At 74.9% G+C, this 16,881-nt stretch carries 16 protein-coding genes; 11 read left to right on the plus strand and 5 right to left on the minus strand.

Going from position 1 to position 16,881, the window contains the following annotated elements:
• Positions 1-140: 140 nt before the first annotated feature.
• Entirely contained in the window at positions 141-428 is a 288-nt protein-coding gene (locus DMP15_RS27355; protein ID WP_337826651.1) for a hypothetical protein, read from the plus strand.
• 495 nt (positions 429-923) lie between these two features.
• Complete coding sequence (gene sepH / locus DMP15_RS27360; protein WP_217266937.1) at positions 924-2,777, plus strand: septation protein SepH; 1,854 nt, start codon at positions 924-926, stop codon at positions 2,775-2,777.
• A gap of 87 nt (positions 2,778-2,864) precedes the next feature.
• Here sepH and DMP15_RS27365 read toward each other — a convergent pair whose 3' ends face one another.
• Positions 2,865-3,674 carry a TrmH family RNA methyltransferase gene (locus tag DMP15_RS27365; RefSeq protein WP_073577870.1) on the minus strand — a complete coding sequence of 270 codons (810 nt, stop codon included), beginning with the start codon at positions 3,672-3,674 and terminating at the stop codon, positions 2,865-2,867.
• 168 nt (positions 3,675-3,842) lie between these two features.
• On the opposite strand from DMP15_RS27365, the gene DMP15_RS27370 reads away from it, so the two are divergent.
• The 7 genes from DMP15_RS27370 (at position 3,843) to DMP15_RS27400 (ending at position 11,626) form a co-directional block, all read left to right on the plus strand.
• The gene (locus DMP15_RS27370) at positions 3,843-5,330 is read left to right on the plus strand and encodes a glutamate--cysteine ligase (protein WP_073577871.1); all 1,488 of its coding nucleotides are present in this window, start codon (positions 3,843-3,845) and stop codon (positions 5,328-5,330) included.
• A 144-nt stretch (positions 5,331-5,474) separates the two neighbouring features.
• On the plus strand, positions 5,475-6,644 hold the full coding sequence (locus DMP15_RS27375) for a hypothetical protein (protein WP_073577872.1): 1,170 nt from the start codon (positions 5,475-5,477) through the stop codon (positions 6,642-6,644).
• The gene (locus tag DMP15_RS27380) at positions 6,641-7,156 is read left to right on the plus strand and encodes a hypothetical protein (protein ID WP_073577873.1); all 516 of its coding nucleotides are present in this window, start codon (positions 6,641-6,643) and stop codon (positions 7,154-7,156) included. Before DMP15_RS27375 ends, DMP15_RS27380 begins: the two co-directional genes overlap by 4 nt.
• 3 nt (positions 7,157-7,159) lie before the next feature.
• Positions 7,160-8,299: a hypothetical protein gene (locus tag DMP15_RS27385; protein ID WP_073577874.1), complete on the plus strand. Its 1,140-nt coding sequence runs from the start codon at positions 7,160-7,162 to the stop codon at positions 8,297-8,299.
• Positions 8,300-8,303: 4 nt separating this feature from the next.
• Positions 8,304-8,870, plus strand: a complete 567-nt coding sequence (locus tag DMP15_RS27390; protein ID WP_073577875.1) for a hypothetical protein — start codon at positions 8,304-8,306, stop codon at positions 8,868-8,870.
• 24 nt (positions 8,871-8,894) lie between these two features.
• The gene (locus DMP15_RS27395; RefSeq protein WP_073577876.1) at positions 8,895-10,526 is read left to right on the plus strand and encodes a glycoside hydrolase family 16 protein; all 1,632 of its coding nucleotides are present in this window, start codon (positions 8,895-8,897) and stop codon (positions 10,524-10,526) included.
• Positions 10,527-10,711: 185 nt separating this feature from the next.
• Entirely contained in the window at positions 10,712-11,626 is a 915-nt protein-coding gene (locus tag DMP15_RS27400; protein ID WP_073577877.1) for a glycoside hydrolase family 16 protein, read from the plus strand.
• A 160-nt stretch (positions 11,627-11,786) separates the two neighbouring features.
• Here the strand turns inward: DMP15_RS27400 and DMP15_RS27405 are convergent, their stop codons facing one another.
• Positions 11,787-13,220: an NCS2 family permease gene (locus tag DMP15_RS27405; protein WP_073577878.1), complete on the minus strand. Its 1,434-nt coding sequence runs from the start codon at positions 13,218-13,220 to the stop codon at positions 11,787-11,789.
• A gap of 65 nt (positions 13,221-13,285) precedes the next feature.
• Between DMP15_RS27405 and DMP15_RS27410 the strand changes: the two genes are divergently transcribed.
• Positions 13,286-13,594, plus strand: a complete 309-nt coding sequence (locus DMP15_RS27410) for a DUF2530 domain-containing protein (protein ID WP_083659035.1) — start codon at positions 13,286-13,288, stop codon at positions 13,592-13,594.
• A 17-nt stretch (positions 13,595-13,611) separates the two neighbouring features.
• A complete protein-coding gene (locus DMP15_RS27415; protein WP_073577879.1) occupies positions 13,612-14,349 on the plus strand; it encodes an SDR family NAD(P)-dependent oxidoreductase in 738 nt (245 codons plus the stop codon).
• On the opposite strand, the gene DMP15_RS27420 is transcribed toward DMP15_RS27415, so the two are convergent.
• The 3 genes from DMP15_RS27420 to DMP15_RS27430 form a co-directional block, all read right to left on the minus strand.
• Positions 14,346-14,525 carry a hypothetical protein gene (locus tag DMP15_RS27420; RefSeq protein ID WP_073577880.1) on the minus strand — a complete coding sequence of 60 codons (180 nt, stop codon included), beginning with the start codon at positions 14,523-14,525 and terminating at the stop codon, positions 14,346-14,348. The two genes, DMP15_RS27415 and DMP15_RS27420, sit on opposite strands and share 4 nt — an antisense overlap.
• A gap of 16 nt (positions 14,526-14,541) precedes the next feature.
• A complete protein-coding gene (locus DMP15_RS27425) occupies positions 14,542-15,714 on the minus strand; it encodes a L,D-transpeptidase (protein ID WP_337826652.1) in 1,173 nt (390 codons plus the stop codon).
• A 132-nt stretch (positions 15,715-15,846) separates the two neighbouring features.
• Positions 15,847-16,863, minus strand: coding sequence for a UDP-N-acetylmuramate dehydrogenase (locus tag DMP15_RS27430; RefSeq protein WP_202416344.1), 1,017 nt, complete (start codon positions 16,861-16,863; stop codon positions 15,847-15,849).
• Between the last annotated feature and the right edge of the window lie 18 nt (positions 16,864-16,881).

The following is a 16,881-nucleotide window of genomic DNA, read 5'->3' on the forward strand; positions in this document are numbered from 1 at the left end:
GTCGTGTTCGTCGGCACCCCGACCGTCCTGACCGCCGTCACCAGGGTGCTGCTGACGGACACGCCCCGGCCGCCCGCGGCCGCTCTCCCGCTCCTCGCCGTCGCGCCCGGTGACGCGAATCCGGCCTCGAGCGGATCACCGTGCTCTTCGCCATGGTCCGCGGCATCGCTCTCGCCTGCTCGGCCCGGGCCGCCGCGTCGTTCGTGGCGGCCGAGGGTCTTCTCCACGTACTCGTGCTCCTGACGTCCGCGGTCGGACCGGCCACCCTCGCCACCCGGATGATCCGGCCCAGCGCCGCCGTCGAGCCGTTGTCCGAGCCGGCCACGGTCCGAGCGGGCGGGGGACCACCCGCGCCGGTGACGAATGTCCGCGTCGGCAGGGGCAACGGGCGGCGGGCAGCGGGCGCCGACGTGCGCATCGGTCGGTGATCCACATGGCGCGCGCAGTTCCGTCGTTCGCGCGCGTCCGGACGCGCGCGGGCCGCGGATCACCGCGCGGACTGCGGATGACCGGGCGGGCGGTCACCGCGACGGGAGCGCGCCCGCAGGTACCTCGCGTCCACCCTCCACGACGGCCCCGGCGCCGTTCCCCGTCCTGACACCGCGCCGGGGGAGATACGTCCCGGCCGTCCCGTTCCGCATCGGGGGTGGCCACGGCACCGCGCCTGCCGGGTTGCGTCGCGGCGCGGCGTCGTTGCGTGATCGATAGCAACTCGTTGTAGTCACACGCGTATCAATCGCCCCAATTACCTCGTGAGTCACGACCTGTGCGACGCTGCGCACGGTGAGTGAGAACGGCTCGGCGGTCCCCCGGGCGAGTAGGTGTTGTCGACCAGGCAGAACTCGCCCGGCGCGCCTCACCCGGCACGGACCTCTCGCCCTCTACCGTCACCCGGACGGGGACGACAGCAGGAGGTCAGGTCGATGCGCGCGTTGCGGGTCGTGGGGGTGACCGGGGACGGCTCGGTCGTCCTCGAGGACCCGGGGCGTCGCGAGCGCTACACGGTGCCGGCCGACGAGCAGCTGCGGGCCGCGGCACGGGGTGACGTGACCCGGCTCGGCCAGATCGCGATCGAGTTGGAGAGCCAGTTGCGCCCACGGGAGATCCAGGCCCGAATCCGGGGTGGCGCGTCGGTCGACGAGGTCGCAGCCGCGGCCGGCGTCCCGACCCAGAAGATCGAACGCTTCGCCTATCCCGTCCTGCTCGAACGGTCGCGGACCGCCGAGCTGGCCCAGGGTGCCCACCCGCAGCGCACCGACGGACCCGACTCGCGCACGCTCGGTGAGACCGTCGCGCACACCTTCGGCCTGCGCGGACAGGACTACGGCGGAGCCGGCTGGGACTCCTGGAAGGGCGAGGACGGCAAGTGGGTCGTCGTCCTGACGTGGCAGACCGGCCGCTCGGACAACGCCGCGCACTGGGCGTTCCAGCCCGGCGCGCACGGCGGCACCGTCGTCGCACTGGACGAGCACGCCTCCGACCTCGTCGAGGGCCTGCCCGCACGCCCGCTGCGTCCGCTCGGCGCGGTGGTCGACATGGCCCGCGACGAGGACCACACCCCCCAGGCCCCGACGCCCGCCGCTCCGGCGCGCGCCGTCGCGGCCGCCGGTGGGCAGCAGCCCGAGGCCTGGGCCGGGCGCGGGATCGCGCCCGAGCAGCGTCGGGCGAGCCCGCCGTCCCGGACCCGCGTCGAGACGCCCGGTCGCACCGTGGGCGCCCGCCCGGACGACACCCGGGCCCCGGCCGCCGCGGCGCCCGTGGTCCCCCAGCGCGCCGAGCAGGTCGAGGACGCCGGATCGTCCGCTGCGGCCGACTCCACGCAGGCCGACTCCACGCAGGCCGACTCCACGCAGGCCGACTCCACGCAGGCCGACTCCACGCACACCGACGGCACGGTTGCCTCGACCGCCACTGCGGACGCTCCCGGCGCCGACACGGCCGCGGCGGTCGGCACGGGTACGACCGGCGCAGCCCCGAGCGGCTCCGCCTCGACCGACACCTCGCCGAACGGTGCCTCTTCGAACGGCGCCTCCTCGAAGGGCTCGGCCCCGGCCGCCGCGGCACCGGTCGGTGCGGGCCCGACCGGCCGGGAGTCGACGGCCTCGGACACCGCGGCGGACCCGGCCACCCCGGTGCCGGCAGGCACCGGCTCCACCGCCCCCCACGGGGCCGGCACGGACGCAGGGGCCTCGGCCGTCCCGGCCCCGGCCGCCACGGACGCGGGCGTCACGACCGCGTCCGGTGCGGAGACGTCCGCCACCGACTCCGGGTCCGGGTCCACGGGCGACGCGACGAGCCCGGCCGCGTCGTCGGCGACGACCTCGTCGGACGCAGCCACGGCCGCCTCCGCGCCGGACGCCGCCGCACCGACCACCACGACCCCGACGACCCCGGGCTCGACCACGGCGGCCCCGGTACAGGACGGCGGGACCGCCGCGTCGACCACCCCGGCGCCGACCGCCGCGGCGTCCGCGGGCACCACCGCGGGCTCCACGAGCACCTCCGCCGACCACGGCGAGGCCTCCCCGACCGCGTCGGGCGACGCCCCCGGCGAGGGGGCCGACGCACCCACCGGGGCTGCCGCGGCCACCAGCGGGGCACCGGGCACGTCGTCGTCGGACGGCTCGGGCCAGGAGACGGACCCCGCTCCGGCACAGGACACCGAGAGCGCGGCGCCGCGTCGCCCGTCCACCGCGGGATCGCGGCGGACGAAGAAGGGCAAGCCGGTCATGCCGTCGTGGGACGAGGTCCTGCTCGGCGTCCGCGGCCAGCGCTGACACGTTCCCGCAGGGGTTCCGTCCTCCCGCACCGGATCCGGTCCCGTGTGGGAGCACGGATCCGGTGTGGGACCGCACCGCCCGCGGTCAGCCCCCGCCGGTGACGGCGTGGAAGGCGACGGCGGCGGCCGTTGCGACGTTGAGCGAGTCCACGCCGCTCGCCATCGGGATCCGGACCCGGCGGTCGGCGGCGGCCAGTGCCTCGTCGGTGAGACCGGGACCCTCCGCACCCAGCAGCAGGGCGACCTTCCGGCCGCACAGGCCCGCCGAGGCGAGGGGCTCGGCGTCGGCGGAGGGAGTGAGGGCGGCGACGGTGAACCCCGCCTCCCGCAGCCGGTCCACCGAGGCGGGCCACGCGCCGTCGAGGGTCGTGAACGGGACCCTCAGCACGTGCCCCATCGAGACGCGGACGCTGCGCCGGTACAGCGGGTCCGAGCAGCCGGGGCCGAGCAGGATCGCGTCGACGCCGAGGGCGGCGGCGTTGCGGAACAACGACCCCAGGTTCTCGTGGTCCCCCACCCCCTCGCAGACGGCCAGCGTGCGGGCGCGGGCCAGGACGTCGTCGAGGGACGGCGCGGGAGCCCGGTCGGCGACGGCGAGCACCCCCCGGTTCAGGTGGAACCCGACCGCCCGGGCCATGGTGTCGGCGTCGGTCGCGTAGGCCGGGACGTCGACGCCGGCGAGATCGTCGGAGAGCTCGTCGAGGCGACGCGGGACCCCCAGCAGGGAGCGCACCGGATACGGCGAGTCGAGCAGCCGGCGTACGACGACGACACCCTCCGCGATCACCAGCCCACGCCCACCGGGCCGATCGGGGCGCCGATCGGCGGTCGTGAGGTCGCGGTAGTCGTCGATTCGGGGGTCGTCGGAGTGCTCGACCGTGGTGAGTATGGCCACGACGCCCGATCGTCCCACGTCACGGACCGTTCGCCGCGCCTGGTCGCCCGGTCAGCCGGTACCGCCCGGTCCGGCGATATGACACGGTGTAATGCCGCCTCCTCCGACAACGGTCCTCCGCCGTGTGAGTGAGAAGGCGCTCCCCGTTCGATGGAGGTCGGTTCGCGCATGGGTCAGGTGGTCGACCGGACGACGTTCAGCCGGCGCGACCGCCAGCGGTACCGGATCAAGGTGCAGCGCTGTCTGGACACTCTCGGTGACCTGCTCAGCAGCTACCCGTTCTCCGACACGGAGCCGATGACCGGCGTCGAGATCGAGTTCAACCTGGTGGATCCGGAGCTGGCGCCGTCGCTCAACGGGAGCGACGTGCTGGACACGATCAACTCGGGCGAGTGGCAGACCGAGCTCGGCCGCTGGAACCTCGAGCTGAACCTGCCGCCCCGGCCGCTGCCCGGCGACCAGTGGCGCCAGCTGGAGCACGAGCTGCTCGACCTGCTCGCGGGCGCCGGGGCGAAGGCCGGTGACCTGCGCACCCAGCTCGTCATGATCGGGATCCTGCCGACGCTCGACCCGGGGCACATGACCGCCGAGGCGATCTCCCCCGAGGACCGCTACGAGGCGCTCAACGACCAGATGCTCAACGCCCGGGGCGAGCCGATCCGGATCGACATCGCCGGCTGCTCGCCGGAGGAGCGGGTCAACGCCGACTTCGACACGATCATTCCCGAGGCGGCCTGCACGTCGATGCAGCTGCACCTGCAGGTGTCCCCCGCCAACTTCGGGCGCTACTGGAACGCCGCGCAGTGCCTGGCCGGTGTCCAGCTGGGGCTCGGGTCGAACTCGCCGTTCCTGCTCGGGTCACAGCTGTGGTCGGAGACCCGGATCCCGCTGTTCGAGCAGTCCTGCGACGTCCGGACCCCCGAGTTCCACAACCAGGGGGTACGTCCGCGGGTCTGGTTCGGTGAGCGCTGGATCGACTCGGTACTGGACCTGTTCTCCGAGAACGCCCGCTACTTCCCCGCGCTGATGCCGCTGACGTCCGATGTGGACCCGGCGACGCAGATGCGCGACAAGGGCTTCCCGGACCTGCCCGAGCTGACCCTGCACAACGGCACGATCTGGCGCTGGAACCGGCCGATCTACGACAGTACCGGCGACACCCCGCACGTCCGACTCGAGAACCGGGTGCTCCCCGCGGGGCCGACGACCGTCGACATGGTCGCCAACGCGCTGTTCTTCTACGGCCTGCTGCGCACCCTGGTCGAGGCCGACCAGCAGCTGTGGCGGTCGGTGTCGTTCGAGGCGGCGCGGGAGAACTTCCAGACGGCGGCCAAGCACGGCATGCACGCTCCCCTGTACTGGCCCGGCACCGGCTGGGTGCTCCCCGACGAGCTCGCCCTGCGCAAGCTGCTCCCCCTGGCCCACGAGGGTCTCGCCCGCTGGGGCGTCTCCGGCGCGGTCTGCGACCGGTACCTGACGGTGCTGGAGCGGCGCTGCGTCACGCGTCAGACCGGGTCGTCGTGGCAGATCGACACCGTCGCCGCGCTGGAGGCGCGGGGCGCGGACCGGATGAGCGCGCTGCGCGGCATGCTCGAGCGCTACCTGGCGCACTCGACCGCCAACCAGCCCGTCCACACCTGGGAGATCCCCGGCTGATCGGCTTCGCCATCGCGAAGCATTCTCCGCGACCGGGCCCGCTCACCGCCCGCACGTTCCTACCGTTCCTCTCCGCACACCCGCCCCGGGTGCGCGTACGGGACGGAGGGACATGTCCATCCAGCACCACCCAGACCGGCGTCGATGACCCGGGCGACGACGATGTCCCCGTTCCGGCTGTTCGGCCGCACCGCCCGCGACGAGCGCCCCCTCGACGGCGGCCCCGACCCCTGGCTCGACGACCCGGCGCCCGACCCGGCTCCGCGGCCCGCCGCGCCCCGGGCCCGGGAGGCCGCCCCGGCTCCGTCGTCCCGTGGGACGCCCGCGGCTCCGGTGGCGGAGGGCCCCGCGACCGCGGCGGCGCGGCCGGCGGTCTGGACGCCGCGGCGGCCGCCACAGGAACCGGTCGCGGAGCCGGAGCCGGTCACCGATCCCTTCGGCTTCCCGCCGGTGCCGCCGGCCGGGCCGCCCCCTGCCGCCGACCCGGCCCCCGCCACCGCCACCGCCCCCGTCTCCGACGAGGTCGCCGCGGCCTGGGCGGCGTGGGCGCCTGCCGCGACGACGCGGGCCGACGGCACCCACGGCGGCGCGGATACCGGTGTGCCGCCGTCCGTGTCCGACACCGCGGCCGCTGCGTCCGGTCCGGCACCCGCTGACCCGGACCCGTCCGGCTCCGCAGCGCCGTCCGGACGGGCGACACCCGCTGTGCCCTCCGGCCCGGCGTCCTCCGGATCGGCGCCCACCACACAGGCGCCGTCCGGCCCGGCTCTGTCCGATCACGGTCCGGCCGCCCGCTCGTCCGGAGCGCCGGTCGGGACCCCCTCGCCGATCGTCGACCCCGCCGAGGCGTCCGCACTGGCCGGGGCCTTCGCCGCGGACCTGCTGTCCTGGGACGAGGACGACGTCGCCCGCCGCGGCCGCGTCCTCTCCGCCTACCTGCCCACGACCGCGGCCGACGGGCTGCTCGGCTGGACCGGGACCGGACGCCAGCGGGCCGACCTCGTGCTGCCGGGCCGCGTCAGCACCGACGGCGACCGCGCCGTCGTCGACGTCCGGGTGCGGGTCGTGCCCTACCGCCGCGTCGACGCCCGCGGGACGGCCGCGCCGGAACCCGGACCCGACGACCCGATCGGGGCACCCGCCGGTGCCCCGGCCCCGGCCGCGCGCGGCTGGCGCGGGCTGGCCGCGCGATGGGTCCGGCTGGAGGTGGGCGTGGTCCTCACCGGCGACGGGCTCGTCGTCGACGCGGGGCCCGAGGCCGAGCCGCCCCGGCGACCGTCGCCGGTCGACCTCGCCCGGGGCGGTGCGCGGTGAGCGGGCGGGTCCCGGTCGTCGGGGGTCTGGCCGGCGGGGTCGGGACGACGACCGTCGCCCGGGCCCTGCACGGCCGTGACCTGGGGCGGGTGTGCGGGCCGGACCTCCTGCCCGACGTCGTCGTCACCCGGGACACCGTGGCCGGGCTGGCCGCCGCCGCCCTCGTCGCCCCGGCCCCCGGGCCGGGCGCGCCGGTCCTCGTCCTGCACCCCGGCACCGCCGACCCCGACGGCATCGACGCCGACGCCGCAGGTCCCGGCTGGGCGGCCGTCGTCGCGCTGCCCGCGGTGCCGGGCTGGGCCCGCTCGGCCGACCCGTGGTCGGATGCGGCCGGGGTGCTCACCCGGCCCGGGCCCTCGGCCGCGGTCCGCCGCTACGCCGACGCGATCGGCCGGATCGTCACCGCGCTGACGACGTCCGGCCGGCTCGACCGGCCGCTCACCCCGGCCGGCGTCGGTGGGCTGCGACCCCTGCGCGGGGTGCTGGCGGTCCCGACCGGGCCGGTCCGGTGAGCCGTGCGAGCGCTGCTGATCGTGCCGGTCGTCGTCGCACTCCTGCTGGGGGCGGCGGGGCAGGTCCTGGCCGCACCGGCCGCGGAACCGGCCACCTCGGGCGTCGACGCGGCTCGCGTGCCGGAGGCGGCGCGGCCGTACCTCGACCTGGTCACGGAGCTGACCTCGCAGGGCTGCCCGGAGCTGCCACCGGCCTGGGTGGTCGCCCAGGTGCAGGCGGAGTCGGGCTGGGATCCGGAGCTGCGCACCGGCACCGCCGCCGGGCTGCTGCAGGTCTCGGAACGGACCTGGGTCGCGGCCGGGGGCGCGCCGTGGCCGGACGCGGCGCTGACCGAGCCGGAGGGGCACCTGCGCGTCGTCGTGCCGTGGCTCTGCTCGACGCTGCGCGCCGCCGCCGGGTACCTGGCGACGACCCCGAAGGACGTGCCGGTGCTCGACGCGATGCTGGTCTGCCACATCGCGGGGTGCAGCCGGGTCACCGGCTCGGCGTCAGGGGTCCCGACGGGCGGGGAGGCGGACTGCTCGCAGGCGTGCGCGTCGGCGATCCGGCGCTACCTCGACGCGGTGCACGGCTTCGTCGCAGACTACTCCGGCACAACGGCCGTCGACGACCGCGAGTCGTCCCCGCCACCGCCGCAGAAGGCCGCCCCGGCGAAGGCACCGGCGGCGAAGGACGCCGCGTCGGCACCGGCACCCGCCTGGACCGGCGGCGCGACGGGCTGCCACGAACCCGATCCGGTGCGCTCCGGCGGCTGCCTGACCGGCGCGACGAAGCACGGTCTCGACGCGGTCCGGGCGGTCTTCGGCCCGACCATCGAGACGGTCGGCTGCTGGGACGAGCACCTGCAGAACCCGCGGTCGGACCATCCGAAGGGCAGGGCCTGCGACGTGTTCACCGGGAAGGCCGGGGCGTTCGCGAAGGGCGCCGACCTCGACGAGGGCTGGGCGATCGCGCGCTGGCTGGCACGCAACGCGGCCCCGCTGAAGGTCGAGTACCTGATCTGGCAGGGCCGCTACTGGGACCCCTCGGTGCGCGCCGACGGCTCCGGCTGGGGCCGTCGCTACACCGGCGGCGGGGTCTACGACACCTCCGACGCGACCGGCGGCCACTACGACCATGTCCACATCAGCTTCGCGGAGTGACCCCGTGCGACGTCCCCTGCCGCTGCTCGTGCTCGCCGCGGTACTCGCGGTTCCCCTGGCCCTGCTGGTGCCGGCCCTGCTGCCCGGACCGCCGTCGCAGGCCGTGCTGACCTCGGCCGACCGGGACGCCCTCGGTGATCCCGGTCCTGTCCGCGGAGCGGAGCCACCCGTGCCGGCGACGCGGCCGTCGTCGCCCGGGGCGGTGGCACGCGCCTACCTCGTCGCCGCGCACGGCACCCGGGCCGGCACGGCCGCGGGCACCACCCTCGACGGCGCCCCGTACGCACTGCCCGGCAGCCCGGCCGCCGCCGGAGCGCCCGTCCTCGACCCGCCGCCGCCCGGCGCGGGACGGACCGCCGAGGTCGAGGACCTCGACGAGGGCGCCACCGACTGGGCCCGCGGGCGCACCGCGCTCGTCGCGACCGTCCGCACGACGACGGCCGGGCCCGGCGCGGCCCCCGAGGTCCGGCGCTGGCGCACCCGCGTGGTCCTGCAGTTCGACGCGGCAGGCCACTGGCTGGTCACCGCCGATACCCCCATCACCACCGACACCCCCGACGTGGACGACTGACGTGACCGAACCTTGGAGTGGGCGATGACCGCCGACGAGCTCGAGCAGCTGCTCACGTCCCTGCTGGCCAAGGGGGTCACGGTCGTCCTGCTGGCGCTGGGCCCTGCCGGGGAGCTGGTGGGGGTGGAACCCGGGGGGGCCGCGACGCCGTCGGTGAGCTCCGGGCAGGACGCCGCCGGTGCGCCGCGTCCGGACCTGGAGCTGGGGGCCGACGGCGAGGTGTGCGCCGGGTCGGGCGGGTCCTCCGGGGCCGGGGCCGGGACGGGCTCCGGCGGGTCCGGGTCGGGCTCCGACAGCTCGGTAGGCGGGGATCGCGAGCGCGACGGCCGCGACGGGGCCGGGGCCGGGGCCGGGGCCGACGAGTCCACCGCCGGGTCAGGGTCCACCGGGGCCGGCGGCGACTCGTCCAGCGGGTCGGAGGACGGTCGCGACGGCGGGTCCGGCAGCTCCGACAACTCCGACGGGTCGGGCGACTCCGACGACCGGCGCCGATCCGGCGGGTCGGACGACTCCGGGAGCAGCGGCGGATCGGACGACAGCGACTCCGGGGAAAGCGACTCCGGGAACAGCGGTTCCGGGGGCACCGGGTCCGGCGGCAGCGGCTCCGGAGGCTCCGGTTCGGACGACAGCAGCCCCGGCGACAGCGACGCGGGCGGCAGCGGCTCGGGCAGCGGCGGCTCGGGCAGCGGCGGCTCGGGCAGCGGCGGCTCGGGCAGCGGCGGCACCGCCTCGGGCGCCCCCGACGAGTCCGGTGCCACCGCCTACGGCACCAGCGACGACGCCGCCGCGGGCCTCCTCACCGGCGGCACCGGAGGCCGGACCACCCCCGCCCCCTGCCCCACCGGCTCGGGTGGCGCGGCCGATCCCGCGCCCGCCACCGGGAGCACCCCGGAGGCGGGCGGTGCGACCACCGACGGTGCGACGGCTGCCGAGGGCACCACCGCGGCGGCGAAGCTGGGCTGGGGCCGGCCGGTCCGCGCCGACGAGTTCGACAACGGCACGGACGGCTGGAGCATCTACGACGGCGCCGGGCACGCGGGCAACGGCCGTCGCACCCCGGACGCGGCCGCGGTGGCCGACGGCGTCCTGACGATCACCGGCGACAGCCAGGGCAACACCGCGGGCATGGCGTGGAAGGAGGGCTCCCAGCAGTACGGACGCTGGGAGGGGCGGGTGCGCGCGCCGGTCGGGGACCCGTCGTACAACGCCCTGCTTCTGCTCTGGCCCACCGCGGAGAACTGGCCCGAGGGCGGCGAGCTCGACTTCATGGAGATGATGGACCCCGAGCGGCAGAAGACCAACGCGTTCTTCCACTACGGCGCGGACAACTCCCAGGTCGAGGGCTCGGTCGAGATCGACGCGACGCAGTGGCACAACTGGGCCCTGGAGTGGACGCCGGACCGGATCACCGCCTACGTCGACGGCGAGAAGTGGTTCGAGACCACCGAACAGAAGGTGCAGCCGCCGGGGCCGATGCACCTGTGCATCCAGCTCGACTGGTTCCCCAAGGGCGGGTCGGGGAAGGAGACGCAGATGCAGGTCGACTGGGTCCGCCAGTACACCCTCGACGGGGGCGCCGCCGGCGGAGCGAACGGCGGAGCTGCGGACGGCGGCAGCGCCACCGGCAGCGGGGGGACCACGGGCTCGACCGGTTGAGTCCGACCATGATCACCGGTTGTGGAGTACGGAGGTACGCGAAGCGCACCCTGCGCTCCACAACCGTCGATCATGGAGCACCCGGCCGACCCCGCCGCGGGAGGTGGCCCGGACTTCTCAGCTCCCCCACAGCCGTCCCCTCCTAGGCTGCCGCCGACCCACCGTCGACGAGTGAGGAGGGGGTCGTGCCGGAACAGACGGAGCAGGAGCCCGAGCACGACCCCGAGGCACCGTCGCGACGCCGCTGGCCCGCCGTCGTCGGCATCGTGGCGGGTCTGGCCGTGCTGGCCGGTGTCGTCACCGTCGCCACCGACCCGTCGCTGCTCACCGGCTCCTCGACCCCGACGCCCGCACCGTCGGCCCCGGCGACGCCGCCGGGCCGGATGCACGACCAGGAACGCCCGAGCGAGGTCGGCGAGCTCGACCCCGCGTCGCGCTCGGACACCGAGGCGGCGGTGCGCAACGGCTGGCGTCTCACCGACCACGACGAGTTCGACGGCGCCGCGCTCGACCGCACGCGCTGGAGCCCGTACACCGGGGAGACCACCGGCGGCAACGGTCGGCACCTCGCGGAGAACATCTCCGTACGCAACGGTCAGCTCGTCCTGACCAGCCGGGGGCGCACGTCCGCCGGTCTGGCCTGGCGCGGCGGCCAGCAGTACGGCCGCTGGGAGATCCGGGCGAAGACCAACCCCGCCGTCGGCTACGGCGACGTGGCGCTGCTCTGGCCGGACGCCGAGGACTGGCCCGAGGGCGGCGAGCTCAACTTCATGGAGATCCCGAAGCCGCAGCGCAACGAGACGCACACGATCGTCCACTACGGCGAGGACAACAGCCAGGTCGGCAAGACCGTCCGCGGCGACTTCACGCAGTGGCACACCTACGCCGTCGAGTGGCTGCCCGACCGGGTCGTGTTCTACATCGACGGCGCCGAGGTCTTCCGCACCACCGATCCGGAGCAGATCCCGCCGCGGTCGATGCACCTGGCGATGCAGCAGGACATCGGCCCCTACGGCGACGACTGGATCCCCGCGCCGGACGCGACCACGCCGGACTCGCTCGACTTCCAGGTCGACTGGGTCCGCATCTACGCGCCCTGACCCGCTCGGCGGCGGATCGGGTGTGACTGGGGAAAGAAGGAGGCCCCGGACCCTGTGGGGTCCGGGGCCTTCTCCTGTCCCGAACTGACGCGCCGCTCCCACCACGAAGCGACGAGATTGAGGTTAGCCTAACCTTCGTCGCGGGCGCAAGCGCGGGTTCTCAGCCGAGCAGTTCCCGCAACGGTCCCACGCCGAAGTACCCCACGAACAGCACCGCCACGACCCACATCAGCGGGTGGACCTGCCGCGCGCGACCGGTGGCCGCGGCGAGCGCGACGTAGCTGATGAAACCGGCGCCGATGCCGTTCGCGATCGAGTAGGTGAACGGCATGACCGTGATCGTCAGGAACACCGGGATCGCGGTGCGCAGGTCGTCGAGCGAGACCGAGGTGATCTGGCGGAACATCAGCGCGCCGACGACGACCAGCGCCGGGGCCGCGGCCTCCACCGGGACGATCGCGTACAGCGGCGTGAAGAACATCGCCAGCAGGAACAGGACACCGGTCAGCACGTTGGCCAGACCGGTCCGTGCGCCCTCGGCGATGCCGGCCGCGGACTCCACGAAGATCGTGTTCGACGACGCCGACCCCACACCACCGGCGACCGCGCCCGCGCCCTCGACGACCAGCGCCTTCCCGACGTCCGGGAGCTTGTCGTCGGAGTCGGTCAGGCCCGCCTGGCGGCCGAGACCGGTGAGCGTGCCCATCGCGTCGAAGAAGTTCGCCAGCACCAGGGTGAAGATCAGCAGGACGACGGTGATGACGTCGAGCCGGGAGAACGCCCCGAGCGAGACCTGCCCGACCAGCGACAGGTCCGGCAGCCCGACGATCCGGTCCGGGATGGCGGGCACGGCCAGCGACCAGCCGCCGGGGTTGGTCGGGCCGCCGGGGCCGACCCGGACGATCGCCTCGACGACGATCGCGATGATCGTGTTCACCACGACGCCGATGAGGATGCCCGCACGGACACCGCGGGCGACGAGCACACCGACGATGATCAGTCCGACGACGAAGACGAACGTCGGCCAGGAGGCGATGGAGCCGCCGGTGCCCAGTCCGACCGGGACCGTGGTGTTGGCCGCGTCGGGCAGCCGGCGCACGAAGCCGGAGTCGACCAGGCCGATCAGCGCGATGAACGCGCCGATGCCGACCGCGATCGCCGTCTTGAGCTCGGTGGGGACGGCGTTGAACACCGCCGTCCGGAAGCCGGTCAGGGCGAGGATCACGATGATGACGCCGTTGATGACGACCAGGCCCATCGCCTCGGGCCAGGTCATCAGCGGCGCGATGGTCACCGCCAGCAGGGTGTTGATCCCCAGGCCGGTGGCGATCGCGAACGGGTAGTTCGCGACGACGCCGAAGATGATGGTCATCACGCCCGCGACCAGGGCGGTCACCGCGGCGACCTGCGCGACCGGGAGGATCCCGCCCAGCGCGTCGGCCTTGGCCGACGGGTCGCCCGGCGTGACGCTGCCGAGGATCAGCGGGTTCAGGACGATGATGTAGGCCATCGCCATGAACGTGACGAGACCCCCGCGTAGCTCGCGGGAGACGGTGGAGCCGCGCTCGGACACGCGGAACAGGCGCTCGATCACGGCGACACACTAGACGCGGTGCAACACTGCGGGTTCCGTCCGTGCACCGTTTAGGCTACGGCCCCGTGACGGCCCACGACAGCGAGCGCGCGAGCGACCCCCCGCCCCCGCCGCCGTTGCCGGCGCGCTTCTACGAGTCCCCGCCGGTGATCCTCGGCGGGATGCTGCTGTGGGCGGTCGGCGCGGGCGTCGCCGCCGCGGTCGTGATGGTCACCGGTTCCGGCTTCGGTCCCGCGGACGGCGCGGGGGCGTGGTTCTGGACCTGCATCGCCGGTGTCGGCGTCGGCCTGTTCGGCGCCGCGGTGTTCTCGGCGCAGCGGGCCGCCGCCCGCCGCGGGGACCGGTCGGCGCAGCGCGGCGTCGAGCCGAGGTAGGTCATAGGCTCATCGGCATGACCGCGAACGACCGTCCGACCGCCGTCGTCACCGGGGCCTCCTCCGGGATCGGCGCCGCCACCGCCCGTGCGCTCGGCGCCGCCGGCTTCCACGTCGTGCTGGGGGCCCGCCGGGTGGAGCGCTGCGAGGAGATCGCGAAGGAGATCGACGGCACCGCACTGTCCCTCGACGTCACCGACCGGGGGTCCGTCCGCGCGTTCGCCGACGCCGTGCCCGAGGCGAAGCTGCTGGTCAACAACGCCGGCGGCGCGAAGGGCCTGGAGCCCGTCGCCGACGCCGACGAGGACGACTGGCGCTGGATGTGGGAGACCAACGTCGCCGGCACGCTGCGTCTGACGCAGGCGTTCCTACCGAAGCTGCGGGCGTCGGGCGACGGGCACATCGTCACGGTGACCTCGATCGCCGCGCTGGACTTCTACGACAACGGCGCCGGCTACACCGGTGCCAAGCACGCCCAGGCGATGCTGCACCGCACCCTGCGCGGAGAGCTGCTCGGCGAGCCGATCCGGATCACCGAGATCTGCCCCGGCATGGTGGAGACCGAGTTCTCCGAGGTGCGGCTGGGCGACGCCGAGAAGGCGGCCAAGGTCTACGAGGGCCTGACCCCGCTGACCGCCGACGACGTCGCCGACACGATCGTCTTCGCCGCGACCCGGCCGTCGCACGTCAACCTGGACCAGCTCGTGCTCAAGCCGCGTGACCAGGCGTCGGGCACGCGGCGGCACCGGCGCTAGAGGGTCTCCTCCGACCGGCGGTTCTGGTCGGCGTCGTCACCGGGGCTCTCGCTCCGGGCGGCGCCGGCGATGCGCTCCTCGGACTCGCGCAGGATCTGCTCGGCACCGGGTTCGGTGCCCTCCTCCTCCGGGAGCGGGGTGGCACGGCTGGCGGCGCGGTCGTCGGGGACGCTCATGGCGGGCGGGTACCCGCTAGGACAGCGCCGACAACCCCTTCCACTTCTCCCAGGACAGCGTCCAGTCCCACAGGTCGCCGTCGCGGGCGGAGAGCTGCACGGGGGTGCCGGTGACCTCGACCGGGTCGCCGTAGAGGACGGAGTCGTAGTACGCCTTGGCGTTCTCGACCGACAGGTTCACGCAGCCGTGGGTGACGTTCGCGGCCCCCTGCGCGGCGGCCGACACCGGGTTGGCGTGGATGAACTCGCCGTTGTTGCTCATCCGGACGGCCCACTTCTCGACGACGTCGTAGCCGTACTGCTGCGAGACCATCCGCTTGTCGGTGAACTTCTCGGTGACGACGTGGATGCCCGAGCGCGTGTTGCGGTTCGGGTCGTCGGCCAGGCCGTAGGACGCCGGGTAGTCCGCGATCTGCTTGCCGTCCCGGATCACGATCATCCGGAACGATCGGGCGTCGGCCTCGACGATCTGGGCGCGGCCGATCGCGAACGACGCGGTCAGGTCCTCGGCGCCGTAGCTGCCGCCGCCGTAGTCGACGCCCTTGAGCGGCGCGTCCACCGTCACCTTCGTGCCCGACGGCCAGTACTCCTTCGGCCGCCAGTGCACGCGCGAGCCGCCGTTCTCGTCGGGCAGCCAGCCCCACGCGCCCTCGACCTCCTTCGAGGTCGTGACCTCCAGGACCTTCTCGATCGCGGCGCGGTCCTCGACGTGCCGGTCGAACTGGATCTCGATCGGCGCCGCGATGCCGACGGTGCGGTCGTCGCCGATGTTCAGGGTGCCGCGCACGGTGTGGACGGGCTCCAGCGTCGCGACGGTGCCCTGCACAGGGGTCGCCGTGCCGTCCGGTGCGACGGCGCGCCCGTGCCAGGTGTAGGTGGAGGCGAAGTCCAGATCACCGCTGCTGGTCCAGGTGGTGCGGTCCGGGGACAGCGCGCCGTCGACGGCGTCGCCGTCCGGGTCGGTCAGCGACACCCCGTCCAGCGTGCCGCCCGCCGCGCGGACCGAGACCGGCTGTGCCGGGTTCGCCGACGACGCCGACGCGGCCGGCTGGTAGCTCACCTGTGGCCCGGCCGGGGCCGGGGCGGCCTGCGGCACCGCCGGGTCCTGCGGCGAGGCCGCGAGGGCCACCGCCCCGACGACGCCCAGCGCGCCGATCAGCACCACCACGACGATCAGTACCCGTCGCAACCGTTCCCCCGCGTACTCGATCTCCTGCGTTGCGCACCGACCGTACGCCGGGATCCGGTCCACGTGATCGGCAGGAGGACGGTGCTCCCCCGTGCGGCGCAACGCGAACCGGACGTCGATGTACAGAGGGTGTCAGACGGTGCAGTCCACCAGCACCGGTTCGGGATGCAGGGTGACGCCGAACCGCTCGGCGACGCCGCCCTGCACCTCACGGGCCAGGGCCAGCAGGTCGGCCGTCGTCCCGTCGCCGCGGTGGGTCAGGGCCAGGACGTGCCGCGTCGACAGCGACACCCGGCCGCCGGGGCCGGCGTGCCCGCGGCCGAACCCGGCGTTCTGGATCAGCCCGGCGGCGCTGAGCTTGACCCGGCCCTCTCCCGCGGGCCACGCGGCCAGGCCGTCGACCTGCGGCGCCCGGTCCGTGGGCAGGATCGGGTTGGTGAAGAACGAGCCGGCCGACCAGGTGTCGTGGTCCTCGGCGTCGAGGACCATGCCCTTGCCACGGCGCAGCCCGAGCACCGCCTCACGGACGGCGGCCGGATCGGTCCGCGTCTCCGGGTCGACGCCGAGGGTGCGGGCGAGCTCGCCGTAGCGGATCGGGGCGGAGCGGCCGTCGGCGTGCAGCGCGAAGCGCACCCGCAGGACGATCGCGTCGTCGCTGCCCTTGAGGACGCTCGTGCGGTAGGCGAGCCCCAGTTCGGAGGCGGGCACGTGCTCGCGGACGGTGCCGGTGCGCCGGTCGTAGAGGTCGACGTCGACGAGCTGGTCGGCGACCTCGACGCCGTAGGCGCCCACGTTCTGCACCGGGGTCGCGCCGGTCCGCCCGGGGATACCGGACAGGCACTCCAGCCCGCCGAGCCCGTCGGCGACGGTCGCGGCGACGACGTCGTCCCAGTCCTCACCGGCCTCGACGGTCAGCAGCACCCGGTCGCCGTCGCGCTCGTGGCCGATCCCGCGCCCCGCCAGCAGCACGGCGGTCCCGTCGAACCCGGCGTCGGCGACGACGAGGTTCGACCCGCCGCCCACCAGCAGCACCCGTTCCCCGGCCCGGTCGGCCGCGGCGACGGCGTCGACCACCTCGGCCGCGCCCTCGGCGCGCACGATGCGGGAGGCCGGTCCGCCGAGGCGCAGTGTGGTGTGCGCACTGAGCATCGGGTCGACCGTTGTCGG

This window comes from Pseudonocardia sp. UM4_GMWB1 (assembly GCF_017312155.1).
Taxonomy (GTDB): domain Bacteria; phylum Actinomycetota; class Actinomycetes; order Mycobacteriales; family Pseudonocardiaceae; genus Pseudonocardia; species Pseudonocardia alni.

Excerpts from the sequence above, each read along its gene's own strand:
- DMP15_RS27420 (WP_073577880.1), bottom strand. The coding sequence starts at position 14,525 with ATGAGCGTCCCCGACGACCGCGCCGCCAGCCGTGCCACCCCGCTCCCG.
- DMP15_RS27370 (WP_073577871.1), top strand. The coding sequence starts at position 3,843 with ATGGGTCAGGTGGTCGACCGGACGACGTTCAGCCGGCGCGACCGCCAG.
- DMP15_RS27395 (WP_073577876.1), top strand. The coding sequence starts at position 8,895 with ATGACCGCCGACGAGCTCGAGCAGCTGCTCACGTCCCTGCTGGCCAAG.
- DMP15_RS27415 (WP_073577879.1), top strand. The coding sequence starts at position 13,612 with ATGACCGCGAACGACCGTCCGACCGCCGTCGTCACCGGGGCCTCCTCC.
- sepH (WP_217266937.1), top strand. The coding sequence starts at position 924 with ATGCGCGCGTTGCGGGTCGTGGGGGTGACCGGGGACGGCTCGGTCGTC.
- DMP15_RS27430 (WP_202416344.1), bottom strand. The coding sequence starts at position 16,863 with ATGCTCAGTGCGCACACCACACTGCGCCTCGGCGGACCGGCCTCCCGC.
- DMP15_RS27375 (WP_073577872.1), top strand. The coding sequence starts at position 5,475 with ATGACCCGGGCGACGACGATGTCCCCGTTCCGGCTGTTCGGCCGCACC.